This is a genomic window from Pseudomonas edaphica, from assembly GCF_005863185.1.
In the GTDB taxonomy this organism is placed as follows: Bacteria; Pseudomonadota; Gammaproteobacteria; order Pseudomonadales; family Pseudomonadaceae; genus Aquipseudomonas; species Aquipseudomonas edaphica.
Window position 1 is genome coordinate 1 of the sequence record NZ_VBVZ01000650.1, and the last position, 3,341, is coordinate 3,341.

Annotated in this window: 2 protein-coding genes; both read left to right on the plus strand. The window is 60.0% G+C overall.

Features of this window, described 5'->3' with window-relative positions:
* Window positions 1-150: 150 nt before the first annotated feature.
* On the plus strand, window positions 151-1,302 hold the full coding sequence (macA, locus tag FEM54_RS28295; protein ID WP_138453829.1) for a macrolide transporter subunit MacA: 1,152 nt from the start codon (window positions 151-153) through the stop codon (window positions 1,300-1,302).
* Window positions 1,303-1,305: 3 nt separating this feature from the next.
* Window positions 1,306-3,264: a MacB family efflux pump subunit gene (locus FEM54_RS28300; protein ID WP_138453830.1), complete on the plus strand. Its 1,959-nt coding sequence runs from the start codon at window positions 1,306-1,308 to the stop codon at window positions 3,262-3,264.
* Window positions 3,265-3,341 lie beyond the last annotated feature (77 nt).

Sequence of the window (3,341 nt, forward strand, 5' to 3'; positions counted from 1 at the left end):
CCGCAGATCTGCTTTTCTGTGGGAGCTGGCTTGCCTGCGATGCAGACACCTCGGTGTGTCAGGCACACCGAGTTGATGTTATCGCAGGCAAGCCAGCTCCCACACTGGACCGTGCCGTTGTAGGCCCTCTTCATCTTTTTATGGTCATTTATGGAAAAGTCAAAGTTTCGCAAAATTGGAATGCTCGCGGTATTGGCTGTTGCCATTGGCCTGGTGGTGTACACGGTGCAGGCACCCGCCGATGCGCCGCAGTACCTCACTGCCACGGCTGAGCGCGGTGATATTGAGAATGCGGTGTTGGCCACCGGTTTGCTTGAGGGCATCAAGCAGGTCGATGTTGGCGCGCAGGTGTCGGGGCAGTTGAAGTCGCTCAAGGTCAAGGTCGGCGACAAGGTGAAGAAGGGCCAGTGGTTGGCGGAGATCGACCCGCTGATTCTGCAAAACACCTTGCGTAAAGCCCAGGTGGATGAGGAAAACCTGCAGGCCCAGCGCCGCGCCACGGCGGCGCAGCTCAGGCAGGCCAAGTCGGTGTATGAGCGCTACAAGGGCTTGCAGGTGGATGAATCGGTATCGCGCCAGGATTTTGAAGACGCCGAGTCCACTTTCCAGGTGCAACAGGCCAACCTGTTGTCGCTGGATGCGCAGATCAAAAGCGCGCATATCCAGATCGATACCGCCAAGGTCAATCTGGCGTACACGCGAATCGTCGCGCCCATTGACGGCGATGTAGTCGGCATCGTCACGCAGGAAGGCCAGACCGTGATCGCCAACCAGTTGGCGCCGGTGCTGCTCAAGCTGGCCGACCTGGACACCATGACCGTCAAGGCCCAGGTGTCGGAGGCCGATGTGATCCATATCAGCCCCGGCCAGCAGGTGTATTTCACTATCCTGGGTGAAGCCGACAAGCGCTACTACGCCAAGCTGCGTGGCACGGAGCCGGCGCCGCAGAACTTCCTCGAAACCCAGACCGCCGGTACGCCCAAGCAGAACACCGCGGTGTTTTACAACGCGCTGTTCGACGTGCCTAACCCGGACCACCGACTGCGCATCGCCATGACCGCCCAGGTGCGTATTGTGCTCGACACTGCCCAGGCGGCCTTGATGGTGCCGGTGGCGGCGCTTGGTGCGCGCAATAACGACGGCACTTACCCGTTACGGGTGCTGGACGCCAAGGGCAAGGCGCTGTCGCGGGATGTGAAGACCGGCATCAATAACAACGTCAAGGTGCAGATCCTGGAGGGCCTGGCCGAGGGCGACAAAGTGGTGATCGGCGACGCCAGCCCAGCTGTGGCGGGGAATTGAACCATGACCCAACCCCTGTTGGAGCTCAAGGGCATTACCCGCAGTTTCATGGCCGGCGAGCGCGAGTTCATCGCACTCAAGGGCATCGACCTGACGATTCATGCCGGCGAAATGGTCGCGATCATCGGTGCCTCGGGTTCGGGCAAATCCACCTTGATGAATATCCTCGGCGGCCTGGACTACGCCACCGCCGGCAGCTACAAGATCAACGGCATCGAGACCCGCTCGCTGGGCGATGAACAGTTGGCGGAACTGCGCCGGGATTACTTCGGGTTTATCTTCCAGCGCTACCATTTGCTCGCGCACTTGAGCGCCTTGCATAACGTGGAAATGCCGGCGATCTACGCCGGTACGCCCGAGAGCCAACGGCACAGCCGCGCGCGCGACCTGCTCACGCGCCTGGGCCTGGCGGGGCACACCACCCACCGCCCGAGCCAGCTCTCCGGTGGCCAGCAACAGCGCGTAAGTATCGCCCGGGCCTTGATGAATGGCGGTGAGGTGATCCTCGCCGACGAGCCCACCGGCGCCCTCGACACCCACAGCGGCAAGGAGGTGATGCGCATCCTCGCCGAGCTGCACGCGGCCGGGCACACGGTGATTATCGTCACCCACGACCCCAAGGTCGCGGCGAACGCCCAGCGCATTGTCGAGGTGTGTGATGGCGAGATAGTCAGCGACAAGGCCAATGACAGTGTGGGGCTGGAGTTGCCCAGCGAAGCGCCGATTGAGCCCAAGCGCAGCGGCGCTCGGCGCCTGGTGGCGAGCCTGGGGTTGTTCAAGGAGGCCTTCAATATGGCCTGGGTCGCGCTGATTTCCCATCGCATGCGCACCTTGCTGACCATGCTGGGTATTGTCATCGGCATTACCTCGGTGGTGTCGATTTCAGCGATCGGCGAGGGGGCCAAGCGTTATGTGCTCAAGGACATCCAGGCGATTGGCAGCAACACCATCGATATCTTTTCCGGCACCAGTTTCGGCGACAGTCGTGCGTCGGCCATCGAGACGTTGATGCCGTCGGATGTGGAGGCGTTGAATCAACTGTATTACGTCGACAGCGCCACGCCGGTGGTAGGGCGCAACCTGTTGCTGCGCTTTGGCAATATCGACCTGGATGCGCAGGTGAATGGCGTCAGTGATCGGTATTTCAAAGTGAAAGGGCTCAAGCTCGAAGCCGGGATTGCCTTCAGTGAAAGTGATGCGCGGCGTCAGGCGCAGGTGGTGGTGATTGACCACAACACTCGGCATCGCCTGTTCGGGCCGAACGTGGACCCACTGGGGCAGGTGATTTTGGTTGGGAACCTGCCGTGTACGGTGATCGGGGTGACGGCTGACAATAAAAACATGTTCGCTGCCAGTAAGGCGTTGAACGTGTGGGTACCTTATGAAACGGCGGCGGGGCGGCTGTTGGGGCAGCGGCATCTGGACAGCATTACCGTGCGTATCAAGGATGGGCAGCCGAGCAAGGTGGTGGAAGACAACGTTAACAAGCTGATGCTGCAGCGGCATGGGACCAAGGATTTTTTCACCAATAACCTTGATAGCATCATGCAGACGGTGCAGAAAACCAGCCGCTCCCTGGCGCTGCTGTTGTCGCTGATTGCGGTGATTTCGTTGTTGGTGGGTGGGATTGGGGTGATGAATATCATGCTGGTGTCGGTCACTGAGCGCACCCGTGAGATTGGGATTCGCATGGCGGTGGGGGCGCGGCAGTCGGATATTCGCCAGCAGTTTCTGGTGGAGGCGGTGATGGCGTGTTTGATAGGCGGGGTTATTGGGATTTCGTTGTCTTACGCCATTGGGTATCTGTTTTCGCTGTTTGTGAAGGAGTGGGAGATGGTGTTTTCCGTGGGGTCGATTGTGACGGCGTTTGCGTGTTCGACGTTGATCGGGATTGTGTTTGGTTTTGTGCCGGCACGGAATGCGGCGCGGTTGGACCCGATTGCGGCACTGGCGCGGGATTGATTTTTGTGGGTAGTGTTTGATGGGGGTGGGGGGTGGTTTGCTGGTGTACATATCCGTTGCTGCGGTAACGGCTGAGT